The 17,391-nt window shown below is 43.5% G+C and carries 12 protein-coding genes and 3 pseudogenes; 2 read left to right on the top strand and 13 right to left on the bottom strand.

All coding sequences use genetic code 11. From position 1 onward, the window contains the following. Positions 1-40 precede the first annotated feature (40 nt). From J7529_RS12070 to J7529_RS12060, 3 genes are all read right to left on the bottom strand, one after another. The gene (locus tag J7529_RS12070; protein WP_271945138.1) at positions 41-511 is read right to left on the bottom strand and encodes a hypothetical protein; all 471 of its coding nucleotides are present in this window, start codon (positions 509-511) and stop codon (positions 41-43) included. A gap of 55 nt (positions 512-566) precedes the next feature. Further along, a complete protein-coding gene (gene msrP / locus J7529_RS12065) occupies positions 567-1,547 on the bottom strand; it encodes a protein-methionine-sulfoxide reductase catalytic subunit MsrP (RefSeq protein WP_318729164.1) in 981 nt (326 codons plus the stop codon). Between the two features lie 183 nt (positions 1,548-1,730). Next, positions 1,731-1,970, bottom strand: coding sequence for a hypothetical protein (locus J7529_RS12060; RefSeq protein ID WP_318729163.1), 240 nt, complete (start codon positions 1,968-1,970; stop codon positions 1,731-1,733). A 157-nt stretch (positions 1,971-2,127) separates the two neighbouring features. Here J7529_RS12060 and J7529_RS12055 point away from each other — a divergent pair, with 157 nt between their 5' ends. Continuing rightward, positions 2,128-2,703: a pentapeptide repeat-containing protein gene (locus J7529_RS12055; RefSeq protein ID WP_318729162.1), complete on the top strand. Its 576-nt coding sequence runs from the start codon at positions 2,128-2,130 to the stop codon at positions 2,701-2,703. Positions 2,704-2,768: 65 nt separating this feature from the next. Here J7529_RS12055 and sbcD read toward each other — a convergent pair whose 3' ends face one another. Beyond that, a complete protein-coding gene (gene sbcD / locus J7529_RS12050) occupies positions 2,769-3,998 on the bottom strand; it encodes an exonuclease subunit SbcD (protein ID WP_318729161.1) in 1,230 nt (409 codons plus the stop codon). 98 nt (positions 3,999-4,096) lie between these two features. Between sbcD and J7529_RS24715 the strand changes: the two are divergent. Then, positions 4,097-4,177, top strand: a pseudogene (locus tag J7529_RS24715) (RNA-guided endonuclease TnpB family protein); the annotation flags it as partial. A gap of 138 nt (positions 4,178-4,315) precedes the next feature. Here the strand turns inward: J7529_RS24715 and J7529_RS12045 are convergent. The 9 genes and pseudogenes from J7529_RS12045 to J7529_RS12005 all read right to left on the bottom strand — a co-directional run bounded on the left by J7529_RS12045 (position 4,316) and on the right by J7529_RS12005 (position 17,221). Further along, a complete protein-coding gene (locus J7529_RS12045) occupies positions 4,316-4,576 on the bottom strand; it encodes a hypothetical protein (RefSeq protein WP_318700360.1) in 261 nt (86 codons plus the stop codon). A 78-nt stretch (positions 4,577-4,654) separates the two neighbouring features. After that, the gene (locus J7529_RS12040; RefSeq protein ID WP_318729160.1) at positions 4,655-6,475 is read right to left on the bottom strand and encodes an FAD-dependent oxidoreductase; all 1,821 of its coding nucleotides are present in this window, start codon (positions 6,473-6,475) and stop codon (positions 4,655-4,657) included. Positions 6,476-6,528: 53 nt separating this feature from the next. Beyond that, positions 6,529-6,819, bottom strand: a pseudogene (locus J7529_RS12035) (IS4 family transposase); the annotation flags it as partial. Between the two features lie 109 nt (positions 6,820-6,928). Then, positions 6,929-8,815 carry a response regulator gene (locus tag J7529_RS12030; protein ID WP_318729159.1) on the bottom strand — a complete coding sequence of 629 codons (1,887 nt, stop codon included), beginning with the start codon at positions 8,813-8,815 and terminating at the stop codon, positions 6,929-6,931. A 365-nt stretch (positions 8,816-9,180) separates the two neighbouring features. Further along, a pseudogene (locus tag J7529_RS12025) lies at positions 9,181-9,600 on the bottom strand (serine/threonine protein kinase); the annotation flags it as partial. Positions 9,601-9,767: 167 nt separating this feature from the next. Beyond that, positions 9,768-15,143, bottom strand: coding sequence for an AAA family ATPase (locus J7529_RS12020; RefSeq protein WP_318729157.1), 5,376 nt, complete (start codon positions 15,141-15,143; stop codon positions 9,768-9,770). Positions 15,144-15,224: 81 nt separating this feature from the next. Continuing rightward, positions 15,225-15,932: a HAMP domain-containing sensor histidine kinase gene (locus tag J7529_RS12015; protein ID WP_318729156.1), complete on the bottom strand. Its 708-nt coding sequence runs from the start codon at positions 15,930-15,932 to the stop codon at positions 15,225-15,227. 211 nt (positions 15,933-16,143) lie between these two features. Beyond that, entirely contained in the window at positions 16,144-16,572 is a 429-nt protein-coding gene (locus J7529_RS12010) for a hypothetical protein (protein WP_318729155.1), read from the bottom strand. After that, positions 16,541-17,221, bottom strand: coding sequence for a hypothetical protein (locus tag J7529_RS12005; protein WP_318729154.1), 681 nt, complete (start codon positions 17,219-17,221; stop codon positions 16,541-16,543). Before J7529_RS12005 ends, J7529_RS12010 begins: the two co-directional genes overlap by 32 nt. Between the last annotated feature and the right edge of the window lie 170 nt (positions 17,222-17,391).

Below are 17,391 nucleotides of genomic sequence, written 5' to 3'. Positions count from 1 at the left end.
TGATTCAGTCAAGTGATTTGCTAGTCCCAGACTTTAGGATTTAAAAGTCTGTGGGGTTGTTTCTGAAGTCTTGATAAGACCTCAATACTTTATTAGTGTAAACAGCAATGTCCCCTTGGTTATACAAATTTGGATTACCCGAGACCCACCAAGCTGCTGTTCTGCGGATGGCACGGTCTTCATCTTGGGCACTTGTGTCATATTCTTCAGCTAGAACATCCCCAACAATACAAACCAAAACGGTTCTGGTTTGATCTATATTGGCGGCAAAGGCTTCTGGGGTTACGGTTTCCCCCAGACACCATTGAGACCATCGGGTAATGTTGTTGGCTCTAATTTTCCACGGGCCATAGAGAGTTTCTGCGGTTTGCCCTTGGGGGGCAGATACTCGCAGAGCTTCGACTAGGGCTATAACTTTATCGCGGGGTAGCTCCGCCAAAGCAGGCAACACCCATAGGACTAGGCTGGCGATCGCCCCTAGTCCTCTTAATCTCCAATATTTAGTTTTCACTCCTCATCACCTGTTAATGGTTAAGTTTGATGCTCACACTTTTTAAAGCATAGGCTTAACCATATAAATGAGCCACCCATTCCCCATAGCCGTTATAGTGTAGGGTCGGTTGTCTGGGCCAACTGAACGCAGATCCATCACTAATGAGCCGTTCCGTCGCTTGAGACCATCGGGGATGGGGTTTATCCGGATTTACATTGGCTTCAAAATCATATTCCTTTGCATCGATCGTATTCCAAAATGTTGCCGGTTGAGTGTCCAGAAATTCAATTTTGACAATCGATTTTGCTCCCTTAAAGCCATATTTCCAAGGAATCACTTGACGAATGGGAGCGCCGTGCTGTTTTGGTAAGTCTTGACCATAAATTCCTGTGGCAAAAAAGGCTAATTCATTAGCCATTTCCTCAATTCGCAATCCTTCCGTATAGGGCCAGGGAAGAGGCGAAAACAGATTCCCAGAGGGGCCGGTACTAATTTCTTTATCATACCAAGAGGTAAATCGCACAAATTTAGCCTCAGATGTGGGTTCAACCGCTTCGATCAGTTTGCGCATGGGGAACCCTAACCAAGGTACAACCATTGCCCAAGCTTCCACACATCGAAATCTATAGACGCGCTCTTCTGTTTCAAATTTATTTCGCAGATCGTCCATATCATAGGTTTGGGGATTTTTCACCAATCCTCCAACTTCTACTTTCCAGTTTTCTGTGGGCAAAGCTTGGGCTGCTTGCTGAATCGATTTGGTGGTGCCAAATTCATAAAAGTTATTGTATTGAGAAGAAAGGGATTGGGGCGTAATCTCCAAATCTCCCTTGAGAAACTTTGGATTTTGAGCGATCGCCTCTGGCGTAGTATAACCCGATCCCATATTGCTCGATTGATTTTGCTGACCACAAGCGGTTAATGGGAGCAAACTGGCGGTAATGCCGGCTCCCATCAGTCCCTTGAGCAATTTCCGACGATTCATGAATACGGACTCTGGGGTGATCTGGCGATCGGGTATATCCCAGATTTGGGGAACTTTGATTAAAGTCATGACAATTCGTGAGTACAGCGATTCTCTTTTCTATGGAGTACAGCTTGAAGCCTTAAACCCTAAGCAATGCAAGCTATTGCTAGAGTGTCTATTGCTAGAGTGCCTAGCGCGAAGCGCTATACTCAAAGCAGCAACAAAAACTATTTTCCGTTCTATTGTAATCTAGTTTTTAATTTTGACCGGTTATATCAACCATAATATGGGAATCAAAATTAAACTTAGTAGAACTGAGATAATCAGCGCTTTTTCTATATTTTGATTGATCATACCCACAATAATAATGAGCGTGACAATCAATAAAAAAATACCGATATAAACAATCGTTTGACCCTGGTGAGAGACTAGATTTACGGGTTCTGGTAAGGGTTCAGGACTCGGAGACCCAGTGGGGAGGCTTAAAATCAAGGGGTTTTGATAATACATCCAGTATTTTTTCTTCTGAGTTCAGGTGGAATTATTCTATCATCGAGTCAGAAAAAATTAACCTTTTTTTAATTTGAAAACCCGGGTTTGATTTTGTATAATTGTTTTCATAATGCTCAGTTCCTTTATTGTAGTTTCTTCAAGGATTTCAGTTACCATGATCAAACTCAAAAAGACATTAGCGATCGCGCTTGGGGTAAGTATTGGATTTACCACTGTAGCGATCGCGGCTAATCCCGATCACGTTACTCGACTCCTGAATGGAGGTCGCACCTGTCAAGGATGCGATCTGATTAACGCTGATTTAAGCAACATTACTGGCAGAACCGTTAAAGGCTCTCAACTCAGGCAATCTCGCTTAATGAATGCCAACTTAAGTAACAGTAACTTTGAAGGTGCTTATTTTACTTGTGCTGATTTAAGTAATGCTAATTTACAAGACGGAAAATTTCAATGGTCTAACTTTGTAGATGCTAAATTACAAGGGGTCGATCTGCGAGGTGCAGATTTAAGAAATACTGACTTAACCGGAGCTGATTTTACGGGGGCGATCGTTGACAATCGGATTAAACTCAATGGGGCTAAAATGCCCGATGGGGCAACAATTTACCAAGGCGATCCAGAAACCCCAGAACAGATGCGAAAACCCGTCGATCTGAATACATTAGACTTCCAAAGAGCAAGGGAAGAACGGTCAAAACGTCGCTATTGCGAATCCACAAATAATCAGTGATTTCCAAAAGATTCCTCTCCCTGAAAAACCGGTTGTCTTTAGGGAATCGAGTATCTAACTCTCCTCTAGGAATCTACAATATTGCTAGAAATCAATAACTCTTGTGCCGCGTCTAGCATTTGTGGGGCTAATTCTTGTAAATCTTCCCGATTATCTAAATAAGCTTGCAGAGCGGATAAGGGATCGACTTCCTTTCCTTGGCCTAATTCCGGAAGTCGAGTGCGGGAGAGTTGACTGACTAATTCGGGTTGGATCGTATAACTATGGGTCACGTCTAGCCGTTCGTGAAGTTGCCGGGAATCGATTAAATCTAATTGTTCGGAACGAATCTGATAAATCAATCGTACCACGGCATCTTGAAGGGAAGATTTTTCTAAGGTATGAATCAGTTTCTCTTGGGGATTTTCTGCCTGACTCAGATCAACTTTAATCGTCTTAAACGAGCGCACAGATAAGGGTGAAAATTCTAAATTTGCCTGTCCTTTATCCACTTCCACTAAAATATAACCCTTCTGTTCTTTTTCTTCGCTAAAATCCACCCGTTCAATACTGCCAGGATAGACAACGGGTGGATGCTTGCAGAGGATTTGATGTTTGTGAACGTGACCGAGGGCTACATAATCAAAACAGGGACGTGCCAAGATGGATAAGGGTATAGTAAAACCCTTGCCAACAGCTAAAAACCGCTCTGCACCATAGTGGGCATTATCGACCATCACATGGGCTAAAAGAATCGTGGGAAGATCTCGATTCAGACGGCGAATTTGCGCTTCAAGGGCAGTTCGCAACCGGTCGATTAATTGATGATTAATTTCTGAAAGGGATAATTCTTGGGTTTCTGGACGAGTAAATAAACTCGAACGAGTTAACCAGGGGAGGGTAATCACTTGAATGGGGCCATGGGCAGTGGTAATCTGGTGTAAAGCTAGGCGATCGCCCACAATAAACCCTGGAACCCCCAACGTTTGGTAAATCGATAAACTCGCCCCCCCTTTTCCTTGGGCATGTTGATCGTGATTACCCACCAATAATACCGTCGGAATATTTGCCTCCACTAGACGATAAAATTGCCCAGCAAACGCTTGACTGACATAGGGAGGAGGCGTAGCATCAGGGAAAGCATCGCCGCCAAATAAGACTAAATCGACGGGTTCGGCGATCGCGCGATCGATACAGTAGGACAAACTCCTGATAAAATCCTCCAAACGGGTATTTAAACCTGTTTTTGGGTTCACTCTTCCATGAGTTAACCCACTCCCCAAATGGATATCCGATAGATGTAAAACCTTAATCATCAGAAAAATTGGGTCGGAAACCCCGCCCTGGAAGGGCAGCTTGACTAAACATAGGCTACCACAATTACATATTAGGTACTACAATGTGAGAAAGTCTTGTACATAAGCTAACGACTCAACTGGTGCGCGAAAACCAAACGATAGTGGTTGAGGACTTAGCCTTGAAGAATCTGGTCAAAAGAGGATGTCAACCTGTCTCTCCAGCAACAAAAATACCCCCCATTAACTTCAGGGTTATGGGGGAGGAGAGAATCTAAAGCTGATCATCATTGTATTTAGAGATACAGGACTAGAAAATATTCTATCCTACTCAACTCTTAACTGGTTTGATTAGAGTCAATCCGTCCACTGCCTCGACGAGCAGTTTTCATGCTATCAAAGGATTGGGAGGAAGGGCACTCCGTATCATCACACCGTCCGCTTCCGCGATGAGTTTGACTCTCTTCTACATATTGGGAAGATTGATTGGAATAGGAAGCAACCTTAGGACTGGTTTGCAAGTTAACCCAACCTATCGAACCAATAACCACGGACAAAAACAGAAAACGATTAATTTTAATGGAGTTGTTGGTACGCATGGGAAACATCTGTCTTGAAGTAACTGTTTTACTTCTCATCGGTTTCCCTAGTGCATCCGGATAAACTGTGGAAGTTTATCAACTAAAAACGTCCGTAATTTCTTCCACAATTATCCAACCCCCGGCTGAGTTCATGCGTCCGCGCAGGCAAATCTGTTGTTGATCCTCCAGACCCTCGAAAGCATCATTAACTAGGGGTTCAGTGGTAATCAATCGCCAGGTACTTCCCCCCCATTGGGCAGGGGCATTGACCTGTAATTGATAGCTTTGTTCCTCTAATCGCTTAAACAGTCCTGATACCTCTAACCCGTCAGTACAACTTGTTCCTAAATCAACTGGGGAAGAAGTATGGGGAGCATAGCCAGTTTTTGGATACTCCTCTCCATGCTCTAAATAATGGAATTGCCAGGTTTGCCAATCTGGAGAGCGATGGGTGAGATTAAAACAGGGAATAACGGCTGCTGGGGCACTTTTATCCGTTAATAGAGCTGATTGTAAAACTCGCACCGGTAAATTGTGGGGGTCTTCCCGGCGTTCAATACAGAGAGCTGCTGCCATTCCTGCGGCTTGACCGATATTCATCACCACCGGTTGCAAGCGGCTGGCTCCATTGGCAATATGAGAGACAGAAATATTCTTTTCGCAGACCAGAAATCCGGTGATTTCCTCTGGAACCAAACAGCCATAGGGAAGTGTAAACGGAGTTCCCGTCCACCGTCCCCCCCAGCGTAGAGACTTGGGAGCCAGACGGAAGTCAACTCCTGGATAATGATGGTCGTTAGGATAGTTGCCAATGACAATACTATTAATGGCTCCAGTTTCATCTCTGGGTAATTGAGCCACATTTCCGTCCGGTTGGGGCAAAATATCTTGTTCTCGCAGCGTAATTTGTCCTTTGAGTCTGCGACTTTCTCGAAAATAGGGATAAAGGGCGACTCCTTGCTGGAACTGGGGAAGGAGCGCAGAGCGAGGAGAGATAGTGGAATCGAGGACGGGAAATTGATTAACCGCTAACCCGTAGCGTTGTCCCAATTGGGCTTGAATCGTGCGCCCAAAGTTAAGACTATACTCTAAAGCTTCTTGTAAGAGGGTAAATTGGTTTTCAGGGGATTCAATCAGGCGATTTAGATTGATGCCATAATCATTTCCCTGAATCGGCCAATTCATCATCATGGTGCCATTCGGTAAACGGCCATAACTTAAGAATTTCTCTACCCCATGGTTTTCCCATGCTCCCGCAAAGGTTGATTCTGTGACAGAACCGGGAATATCTGGGGCACTGACTCCTTGTCCATAATCTTGTAGGTGAATCACCCAAGTCGGTGTTTGTACCGGATAGCGTTGCGTCAGTTCGTTCGCTTCTTGAGGAGCGCTCGGTTCTCCCCATTCAGCTTGCAGTTCCCAACCCCAACGATGGGGAATATCGGCTAAGGCGAGTAAATCGCCCAGTTCAGTTCCATCTAGCGTAAGAGTGGCATTTACCCGCAAGCTTTGAAATCGAACACCGGTAACGCAGTTGCCATTTCGATACACTTCTAACGGCGTTTGTCCCCAAATCCAGTCTAGGTTAGGCAGCGCGTCTACCCAGTCCTGGAAAATTTGCGCCCCTATCTGGGGACTAAAGCCAAATAAACTCACCCAATTATGGTCTAATCCTCCCGGTTGTTTCTGAGTTAATTCCTGTACAAATGCCCCCCACATTCCTGTTTGAAAGGCTGCCAATTCGCTACCATCCGGTGCAGATACTCCGGCTGCGGTTAACATACCCCCTAACCAGGGAAATTCACTAACTAGAAGGGTTTGAGCGCCCCGCCGAGCAGCTTGAATGGCGGCGCAAGTGCCCCCTGTTCCCCCACCAACAACGAGGATATCTGCGGTACGTTCTTCTATTTGGTTCATGGCTTGCCTCAGAGTTAGATACTCTGGGCATTATGGCAAGAAAGAGCTTTCCGCATCAGGATATTGAAGTGAGTCTTGCCCAATGACCCGTTAGTTCTGTCCATGCTCATGACCATCTGGGTGAACTTATCTATCTCGATTTCAAAAGACCGGAAAAATCGCTGTATTCGTTTATGGTTCGACGCTTGAACACTTCTTCCTCCCCAGAAACTCGCCAGTTCAGCTAGGTTCACGGTTTTGGTTCGGAACACAGCGATGATGAACAAGGCGATGAAAGATAGTCTCGCTCCATGCCAGCCCAGATGGGGTCGTAATTGCTCTCGAATCAAGTTACTGTATTGCATGAGGGTTTGATTGGTGTTGTGTTAACTTCCATCAAACTCTCTCCCTGCATCCTTTTCAACTTTTTTGTCCTGTACTGAGAACTTTGACCTAAGGGCACAGTATTAGCATTTATATTAAACCATCTTTTTCGGGTATTAAGTTCAAAACCTTGTCATATTCAAAGTCTTGAAAACAAGTCGAGATCGCCTCGGACAAAATGGGATTATCTTCGGCAATAGCCCGAACCACCTCAGCCATTTTCTGTTGGTTTCCTGTGAGGGTAGCTTGGCGCAGTTGCTGCTGCAATTCTGCTGAGAGCGACTGAATATTTTCGGCTGTTAGTGCTTCAAGTATCGAGGGCTTATTTTCTATCAGCAAAACTAGCTCTTCATAAACATAACCCACACCTAAATGCTCTTCCATCACTTTGAATATTTGCTCTTCTCGAAAGGGTTTACGCAGGAAATCATCGCATCCTGCCGATAAAACTACTGCCCGTTCTTCTTCTAGCACGCTCGCTGTCAGGGCGATAATTGCCGTTGCTTGTCCTTGAGGGGTTGCTTTGATTTTTTGAGTGGCTTCAAACCCATCCATTACAGGCATTCGTATATCCATCCAAATCAGATGAGGTTGCCATTGTTCCCAAATTTCTATGGCTTCTTTGCCGTTACTGGCTTGTTGCAACTCGAAGCCCAAGGGATTGAGTAAATGGATTAAAAGCTGCCGATTGACAGACTTATCGTCAACAATCAGAATGCGATAACAGGGTTGCCCGGGTTCTAGGGCAATAATACGACGTTGAATGTTTTTGCTTTCTATTTCGCTCTCAGCAACCTCTTCTACATTAAGCTCAAAGCTAAAAACGGTTCCTGCTCCCAATTTAGACTGAACGTGCATCTCCCCTCCTATCAGTTGTACAAATTTACGGCTGATAGACAGTCCTAAGCTCGTTCCTTCTTGGGCATATTTGCCACTTGCGGTTTGCGAGAACGCTTCAAAAAGCTGGTCAAGTTCTTCTGGGGCAATTCCCGGCCCGGTATCTTCGATTTCAAAATGTACTGTTATTGCTTGATTATTAGTTGCTGACTGGTGGGTTGGTCGGATACAAATTCCTCCTTCTGAAGTAAATTTCAGGGCATTGTTAATGAGATTAATCAGAATTTGCCGAAGTTTGACTTCATCAGTGCGAATGTAGCGGGGAAGATTTTCGGCCCGTTCCAATAATAAGTACAAGCCTTTATCGGCTGCTTTGAGTTGGAACATATCGTGAATGTCGTCGAGAAGGCGATAGAGGTCAAAATTATTCTCGTTTAGAACGATACGCCCGGCTTCAATTTTGGAGAGATCGAGGACATTATTAATTAATGTCAGGAGATGTTCGCCACTGCGGTTAATAATGCTGACATTTTGTTGTTGTTCTGGGGGTAGGGTTTGAGAGCGAGTCATGATTTGGGTGAACCCAAGAATGGCGTTGAGGGGCGATCGCAATTCGTGGCTCATGTTGGCGATAAAGGTGCTTTTCGCTTGGTTAGCGACTTCCGCTTGGGCTTTGGCTTTTTGAAGCTCAATCGTGCGCTCTTCTACCCGTTTTTCTAATGATTCATTGAGTTGGGTGAGTTTCTGTTCTGCTTCTCTCAGTGCCTTGAGATCTCGTTGGTTTTCATAGCCTTCCCGACGCAACCAGATAGAAAGATAGGACATCATCCCCACAAAGGGCAGAAAGTAGAGAACATGGCTCAGAAGCATTAACCAAAAATGGGAGCTGGCAAATACATAAATTGGAAAGCCTAATGTTTGAGCATAGCCAAGAATGAAATGGTGTATATCGAGCAGCGCTGTAGCCACAAGAATGGTGCGCCAGTCTCGATAGTAAAGCAGAATACCGATCAACCCAAATGCGGAGAAATGAGCTTCAGTTACGCCACCATTTTGATGAATAATTAAGCCTGTATAGATCATAAATCCACAAGCCATAAATAATCGGGTACTTAATGTACCGGAATAATTGTTTTTCAACCAGAGTTTCCTTCTATTCTTGTAGGCATTCTTCTTCATTAAAATCATACGAATTGGATGAGAAGCTCAATGAAAACTTGTCTAGAGTTAATCCTTTCAAATTTAGAACAATGCCTTGATAGAATTTTTGAAGCAGAGAAAAAATATGACTTTTGATTCTGTTACAGAATTCAAGATTCTGCTGGGACTCTTCTAGAATACTGTTAAGATCCTCTGCACAGAGAATTCGTTGCAGAATCAAATGATATCCGTTATAAGTCGCCCAGACATCTAAAATCTCTGAACCAATTTGAACCCCACGCCTTAAAACTGGAATCCCTGCATTTAGATGATTCCGCCAAGGATTGACAAAAGCGCCAAACATAGTGACGGTGAACCAGTTCTAGGGTATCGTTTGTCTCAAAGGGTAAATTGCCATTGAGGAGTTCATAAAATGTGACTCCTAGAGAATAGAAATCACTGCGATAATCTATACCTCGGTTCATGCGACCGGTTTGTTCTGGAGAAATATAGGCTAGAGTTCCTTCGAGGACATTCGGTGTTTGCAAAGTTTGGGTTTCTTTGGGCAGTAAAGATGAAATGCTAAAATCGATCAGTTGCACTTCTTTGGTTTCGGGATGGATGAGTATATTTGCAGGTTTTATGTCTTTATGGATCACCCGATGTTGGTGCAATTGATGGAGAATCTGGGACAGTTGAATGCCCAGAGATAAAAATTCTGGCAGATCTAGAGTTGAGCTTTGATAATATTCAGCTAGCGAAATTCTCCCAGAATCTTCCATAAGATTATAAAGATTTTGTTAATGAGATGAATTTATCTTAACTTAACGGTAGATGAATTGTAAACTGCATACCATGATTGCACTCCAATGTCCGATCTATTATACCTGTATTTTTTTTGACAAAAATTTGAAGATGATGTATATCGCAGTTGGGTAAATTTTAGATGATTCTAATCTGTAATTGATGGCTTCTCATCTAAAGGAATTGCGATCGCAAACTCAGTCCCTTTACCCAGTTCAGAGTTACAAGTAATCTTACCGCCATGTTTTTCTACTACGATTTGATGGGCGATCGCCATGCCTAACCCCGTGCCTTTACCCACCGCTTTAGTCGTAAATCCTTGCTCAAAGATACGTTCTCTCACTTCTTCTGGCATTCCCGTGCCATTATCAGCAATTTTAACGATCGCCTCTTCTGCCGTTGCTGAGGTGGTAATCTTAATCCAATTGGCAATCTCCTCAAAGCTGCGTCCTTGATTAGCTTCTTCCAAAGCATCGATCGCATTAGCAATCAGATTCATAAACACTTGGTTGAGTTGTCCGGGAAAACATTGCACTTCTGGCAATTCTCCATACTCTTTAACAATTTCAATTGCTGGACGCTCCTCATTAGCTTTCAGACGATGTTTGAGAATCAGCAATGTGCTGTCGATGCCTTCATGCAAGTTAAACGGGACTTTATACTCCTTATCTGTGCGCGAAAAGGTTCGTAAAGAATTGCTGATGTGACGGATGCGCTCGGTTCCTGATCGCATGGAAGAAATCAGTTCTAGTAAATCGGAGCGCAAAAACTCCAGATCTATTGATTCAATTTCTTCTTCGATCTGAGCATCGGGATGGGGATATTTCTCTTGATAAAGGTCAATTAATCTTAACAAGTCTTGCACATAATCTCGTGCTGGGTCGATATTTCCGGCAATAAATCCCACAGGATTATTAATTTCATGGGCTACTCCTGCCACTAAATTACCCAAAGCTGACATTTTCTCGCTTTGTACCAGTTGCAGTTGAGCTTGTTGTAGTTCTTCGAGAGATTGTTCCAATTTCTGGGCATAGTCTTGGGACTGTTCATAGAGACGGGCATTTTCCAGAGAGATAGCCGCTTGGGAACAGAGCATATTCAGCAGTTCCACGCGATTTTGTGTAAAAACTCCCACTGCCAAATGATTTTCCAAATAGAGAATACCGATTAGCTTGCCTTGATTGAGGATGGGCGCGCACAGGAAGCTCTTGGGTTGTTCTTGTAGTAGATAGGGGTCGCCCGCAAACTGAGTATCGTCAGGGCAACTGTTAACGATAATTGCTTCTTTGGTGTGTTTCACTTTATTGATCACGCTGGTCGGCAGAGTACCTTTTTCTGTTATTTCCGGAGAATAAAATTTGCTATCTTCTTGCGAGTATCGGGCGACAACCTGCCAACTTTCGGGTTGCTTCAGTAGCAAAATTCCGCCATCTGCTCCGGCATTTTCCATTACTGCCTTCATTAAGGCTAAGACCAGCTTGTCTAAGTGGATTTCACTCGATAGGAACTGGGACGCTTTCATCGCCGTTGCCCAGTCGAGTATAAAGCTGCTGGTGCTGCTAAAATTCGTCGTTTGTGTCAACCTAGACGTGAGGGTTTGACCGCTGCGATTCTGTAGCTGAGACTGTTGCAGAATCGAGGAAAACAGTTCGGGATATTTGACTTCGAGTTGGTTGGTCTTAGCTTTGGCTCCCCAACGAGCGTAGCAGTAGTAGGCTTCTTGCATATGAAGGGCAGCATAGTTTTCTTTGCCCCAGTCGAGATAGAATTTAGCAAAGAGTTCGTTGGCTAAGGCTTCTTCTTGGATGTAGCCATTTTCTTTAGCTCCGGCTATGGCGCGATCGTAGAGTTCCATCGCTCTCAAGTGCTCTCCTAAAAGCCGGTACCGTTCTGCCTCCAGTAAATCCGATTTATGCTGGTAGTTCATGGGAGCATTTTCTGCCCAAGCTTTGAGACGCGTACTCCAATGTTCGCTGCATTGCCAATAGGTTTCTTTCTCTGTACCTTCTGCTAATTCCACTGATGCCAGATAAGTCAAACCTCCTAAAAATGCAAAATTGGGTAAAAATAAATAGCCTCCAACTGCATCTAAATAAGTCTGTGCTTCCGCAACAAAATATTGAGCTTCTGCAATATTTCCAAAGAGATAAGTCAGTTGCAATTTACTAAAATGGTGAACGGATAATCCTACCAAACTGTTGCTCTTTTTGAAGTTTTCAATTGCTCTTTGTTCATCATAGAAATCCCCCTGCAAAGAACAAGGATTGTCTACATTACTAATTAAATTAAAAACGAGCTGTAAAATGCAAGCCGTATAAATACCTGTCCCTTCAAAGTGAATCGATCGAGAAAAATCAATCGCTTTCTCTAGATCCAATTTCAGGATATCGAGTTCCATTCCGGAACAATAAGCTAAGAGCAATCGGTTAGTTAGTGCATAAGTTGCATACTCTAACTCTCCAACTTCTATGCCCTTTTGATAGGCTTCACCTAGAGGGGATATACCATCGCGAAAATGCGATCGCCAAAACGAGACATGAGCATAAAAGTTATTACATACGAGAACATGACGGAGGGTATTATTTTGTCGATCAATAATTTGCTGGGCGATTTTACCATATTCGTAAGCCTGACGAAACTTATCAACACCGGGATTACATAAGACCAAAGCATAGTTGACGTAGGATACCGGTGTATCGAGAGCGTTTCCATATTCTAATGAGAGTAGTATTCCCTGACAAGCAATGAGAGGAAATAAACTCGGACGACCAAAATAACTTAACGGAATCAAGCGCGATAAAATCCGCATTGCCGATAGTATTTGTGGCTCCTTCATCTCAGAACGATTGAGTAATTCTTCTGAGCTAAATGGCTCTAGAGCATCTTGAGTTCGCGCTAACCACGATCCAATTTCTGCCAGGTCGGGATTATCGGGAAAATCTATTCCGAGTAGCTTCAAGCATCGTAACCCTGTGTCAATACCGTCAATAAATCGGTTCTGAACTGAATACGCCTGAAGTTGTGTTTCGTAAACTTTAATCCGATCGACGAGAGTGCGGGCGCGATCGATCGCGATTTGTCCTAACCGCTCCATGTTTTCAAAGTCACTCTTGAGATAACTGGCTTCTGTTGCTTCTAAATGCAAGTTGAGCGTCAGTTCGTACTCGGCTTGCCAAGCATTATTTGCTAATAAACTGAGGCCTATATTGAGGTACTCAAAGGCTGCCGTATTTGCGGTGCAAGACTTAGCTTTTTTTCCAGCGATTAAGTTTAATTCAGCCAGTTCATATCGTTGAGCTTGTTCGTCAATTAACTCTACACTAAGATTAAAATGCCTGACAATATCGAAGACATAGTCTTCCCGTTGAGACGGGTCGATGGTCTTGAGTAAGAGCTGGCCAATATTGAAGTGAGTTCGTACTTTTTTATTTTCGGGAATCAAGGAATAGGCGGCTTGTTGGACGCGATCGTGTAGGAAGCGATAACCGACAGCAACATCAGCAATTTGCTTTTCCTCATTTTCCCATCCTTGAAAAAACTTATAGGCTTCGCTCTGAGGTAAAACCAATCCTTCTCGCAAGGCACTCCACAAATCAGTAGCCACTTCCTCCGATCGCTTTTCGCAGATAATCGCCAAGGTCTCTAGGTCAAATTGATTGCCGATGCAGGCGGCTAATTTGAGGATATTTTGCGTGGATTCTGGCAATTTATGCAACCTTACTGTCATAAATTCTACCACATCTGAAGTCAGGGCAGCGTCTCGCACCTTTACTAAATCGCATTCCCAATATCCCAAACTATCATTGAACGCAATCAACCCCTCTTCATGCAATCCTTGTAAAAATTGCGTGGTAAAGAAGGGATTGCCTTTCGTCTTTTGATAGATTAAATCGGTTAAAGGCGCAGCTAATTCCACCGAACAACTGAGGGTTTTCGCCACCAATTGATTGATATGACTCACTGATAAGGACGCTAAAGTAATGGTCGAAATCGTTGTCTGTTGCTTCTCTAATTCTCCTAAACACAACATCAACGGATGAGTTGGGAACACTTCATTATCTCGATAGGCTCCCAACAGGAGCAAGTATCCCGTTCGACTCTCTCCTATCAACACTTTCAACAAATTTAACGAGGCTGAATCTGCCCATTGCAAATCATCCAGAAAGAGAGTTAAGGGATGCTCTTGAGTTGTGAAGACGGCGATAAACTTCTCAAACAGGAGGTTAAAGCGGTTTTGAGCCGCATTTCCAGAAAGTTCGGGGACGGGAGGTTGTATCCCGATAATGCGTTTGAGTTCGGGAATCACATCAATGAGAACTTGCCCATTTTCTCCCACTGCTGCTAGGATTTTTCGTTTCCACTCTTGCAATTTTGCATCGCTTTCTCCGAGTAATTGTCCCATTAAGTCTCGAAAGGCGATGACAAAAGCGCTAAAGGGAATATTGCGGTTAAATTGGTCAAATTTCCCTTTGATAAAGTAGCCCCGTTGTCTGACGATGGGTTTATGAACTTCGTTGACGACGGCAGTTTTACCAATGCCGGAAAATCCCGCTACTAAAACGATTTCACAGTTGCCTGCTGCGACTCGTTCAAAGCCTTCAAGTAGAGTTTTAACTTCGAGTTCTCGTCCGTAGAGTTTTTCGGGAATCATGAAGCGATCGCAGCGATCGTGCTGCGCTAATTCAAATCGCTCTATTGTTCCCGTTTCTCGATATTGCTCAAGACACTTCTCTAAGTCCCATTTGAGTCCTAAGGCACTCTGATATCTCTGTTCAGCATTTTTGGCGATTAATTTGAAGATCAGATCGCGAAGGACTTGGGGAATGTCTTCTCTGTCTATGGGTTTGGGATTTTGGGCAATATGAGCGTGAATCAGTTCTAACGGATCGTCGCTGGCAAACGGAACGGTTCCCGTTAACAGTTCGTAAAATGTTATTCCCAAAGAATAGAAGTCACTGCGATAATCAATCCCTCGATTCATACGTCCGGTTTGTTCCGGGGATAAATAGGCTAAGGTTCCTTCTAATGTATTGGCCGTTTGAATCGTTTGGCTTTCTTTGGGCAGTAGGGTTGAAATGCTGAAGTCGATTAATTTGACTTGTTGGGTTTCTGGGTGAATCAGGATATTTGCCGGTTTGATATCTTTATGAATAATCTGTTCTTGACTCAGATAGTGCAGAGCATCGACAAGTTGTAGGGCGATCTCTAAAAATTCTTCCAGATTTGGGGTGAAGTGCTGCCAATAATCACTCAAAGCTATGGCTCCAGAATCGGGCATAATCAGGGCGTAGCCGTTGCCGTAGCGCTCTAGAACCACAGGGGTGACGATATGGGGATGTTGCAGATGGCGGGAGATCGCATATTGGTTGCGAAATTGAACTAATTGGCTAAAGCTCGGATGGGGAGTCCGCAGTATTTTGACGATCACTGAAGTGCTATCACCAAGGCGTGTACCCTGATGAACGAGGGTGCGAGGACCTTGGTAGAGACATGATCCGAGTTGATAGCCAGGAAGAGTTGTCACTGCTTTGATCTGATACGAGATAACATATTTTACGACTATCTTATCCAATCCGTTGTATACGTCAATGGGCTCTCTCTTAATTTACCCACTTAATTCACCGGTACAGAAATGATAAATTCTGTACCCTTTCCGAGTTCTGAATCGACAGGCGATCTGTCCGCTATGTTTTTCTACAATAATTGATTTAGCGATCGCCATTCCTAACCCCGTGCCTCTACCAACTGCTTTCGTCGTAAATCCTTGCTCAAATATGTGAGATTGTACAAATTCTGGCATCCCCGTACCATTATCAATAACTTTGACGATAACATGACTATTATCGTCAGCTAATTCGGTTTCAATGGTAATCTGATTCGTTTTTTTTTCGATCTCTGTAAAGGTTCGACCTTCATTGCTTTCTTCTAAAGCATCGATAGCATTAGCAAGCAGATTCATGAAGACTTGATTCAGTTGTCCAGGATAGCACTGAATGGGTACAATTGTACCGTATTTTTTAATGATTTCAATAGCAGGACGCTCGTCGTTGGCTTTGAGGCGATATTTTAAAATTAATAGGGTACTATCTATACCATCATGAAGATCGAACTCTGTTTTGCTGGCAGTGTCTGTGCGAGAAAACGTGCGCAAGGAAGTGCTGATATTATGAATACGATCGCATCCCGTTTCCATGGATGTCATAAGTTTAGGAAAATCTTCTACCACAAACTCCAAATCTAGATCTTTGATTTTTGTGGCAATATCCCCAGTAATTTTCGAGGCAATAACCGGCATGGACAAAATCGCCAACATCTAATCCATTTTGACTGCCTTCTAATAAATACGATAAACTGTCTCTGACGTGTTGCTTCCAAGGGATGATAAAGGTATAAACCATATTATAAATACTGCATTTCTCGACGCGAGCTTGTTATTGAAAGCGTTCTAATAAGGCGATCGCTAATTGACCCGATTGATATCCGAGATCGATCGCGCTAGAATCGGTGCATAGAAGAGCGCCATACTAACTATAGGTAAAGGCAGCTAAGGCAGAATAACCATTATCCTGACAAAGCAGAACTTGGATGCTGACAATGTCAAATAAGAGATCGGGGCGGGAAATTAAAGCGGCCGAAGTAATGGCAGTCAAAATCCGCATTTTTGCTAAATAATACGGATCTGTTGCTTCTAATAAGTCAGCAACTGTATCAATGGCAGGTAAGACGATTGCATTCTTGTCGCTATGGGTAATATCCTCCAAAGACATTCCCATCATCGCCAAAGCATCTAAGCCTATATCAATGGCTCGTGCTGTCTGCCGACTGGTAATATAAATTTGAATTTTAGTCTCGTAAACTTCGATCGCATCGAGTTGATCCTGGACTTGTTGCAGAACGATCTCGCCTAACGTTTCAGATTCGCTAATATTGCCACTTAAGTATCCACTCTGCATCGCTTCGCAGTGCAAATTTCAAATTTAGGGTTAATTGATGGAGACTGTCCCAAGGATGGTCGGGGAGTAAGTCAAGTCCTTGTTTTAAGTACTTAAATGCCGAGCCATAAGCTCTAGCATGTTTTGCTTTCTGTCCGGCGATTAAATTTAAGTGGGCTAGTTCCTTTTTTTGCGATTCTTGGGTAATTAACTCGATCCCTAAATTGAGATGACCGACGATGTCAAAGATCGATTCTTCTCTCTCGGAACCTGAAAGTTTGTCGAGTAAAATATATCCAATATCATAATGAGTCAATGATTTGCGTTCGGGAGGAATCAGAGAATAAGCTGCTTGTTGAACGCGATCGTGTAAGAAGCGATAATTGACGGTAACTGCATCGGTTTTTTCTGTCCCATTTTTCCAGTCTTGGAAAAACTTGTAAGCGTCGCTCTGCGGTAAAATTAATCCTTCTCGTAAAGCGCCCCACAAGGCCGCCGCCCCTTCTTCAAAAGCTGTTTTGCAAATGATACTTAAGGTCTCTAAATCAAAGCGATTACCAATACAAGCCGCTAATTTCAAGACATTTTGAGTTTCTTCTGACAACTTATGCAATTGCCGAGACATAAATTCCACCACATCCCCAGTCAGTGCTGCATCTTGTACCTTCACTAGATCGCATTGCTAAAACCCAATATTGCGATCGAATTCAATTAACTTATCCTCATATAATCCCTTTAAGAATTGATTGACACGGTGTAGTAATGGGCGAAGTGATGAGAGTAATTGCCAATCTGGGAAAACTTGAAACCAAGGCACAATTGCCCAGAATAGTAGAGACG

Origin of the sequence: Roseofilum sp. Guam (assembly GCF_017746735.1) — a bacterium.
GTDB classification, from domain to species: domain Bacteria; phylum Cyanobacteriota; class Cyanobacteriia; order Cyanobacteriales; family Desertifilaceae; genus Roseofilum; species Roseofilum reptotaenium.
Note: the sequence above shows the minus strand (reverse complement) of the source record. Positions and strands in the feature narration are given on the sequence as shown.

Excerpts from the sequence above, each read along its gene's own strand:
- msrP (WP_318729164.1), bottom strand. The coding sequence starts at position 1,547 with ATGACTTTAATCAAAGTTCCCCAAATCTGGGATATACCCGATCGCCAG.
- J7529_RS12060 (WP_318729163.1), bottom strand. The coding sequence starts at position 1,970 with ATGTATTATCAAAACCCCTTGATTTTAAGCCTCCCCACTGGGTCTCCG.
- J7529_RS12055 (WP_318729162.1), top strand. The coding sequence starts at position 2,128 with ATGATCAAACTCAAAAAGACATTAGCGATCGCGCTTGGGGTAAGTATT.
- sbcD (WP_318729161.1), bottom strand. The coding sequence starts at position 3,998 with ATGATTAAGGTTTTACATCTATCGGATATCCATTTGGGGAGTGGGTTA.
- J7529_RS12045 (WP_318700360.1), bottom strand. The coding sequence starts at position 4,576 with ATGCGTACCAACAACTCCATTAAAATTAATCGTTTTCTGTTTTTGTCC.
- J7529_RS12040 (WP_318729160.1), bottom strand. The coding sequence starts at position 6,475 with ATGAACCAAATAGAAGAACGTACCGCAGATATCCTCGTTGTTGGTGGG.
- J7529_RS12015 (WP_318729156.1), bottom strand. The coding sequence starts at position 15,932 with ATGTTGGCGATTTTGTCCATGCCGGTTATTGCCTCGAAAATTACTGGG.
- J7529_RS12010 (WP_318729155.1), bottom strand. The coding sequence starts at position 16,572 with ATGCAGAGTGGATACTTAAGTGGCAATATTAGCGAATCTGAAACGTTA.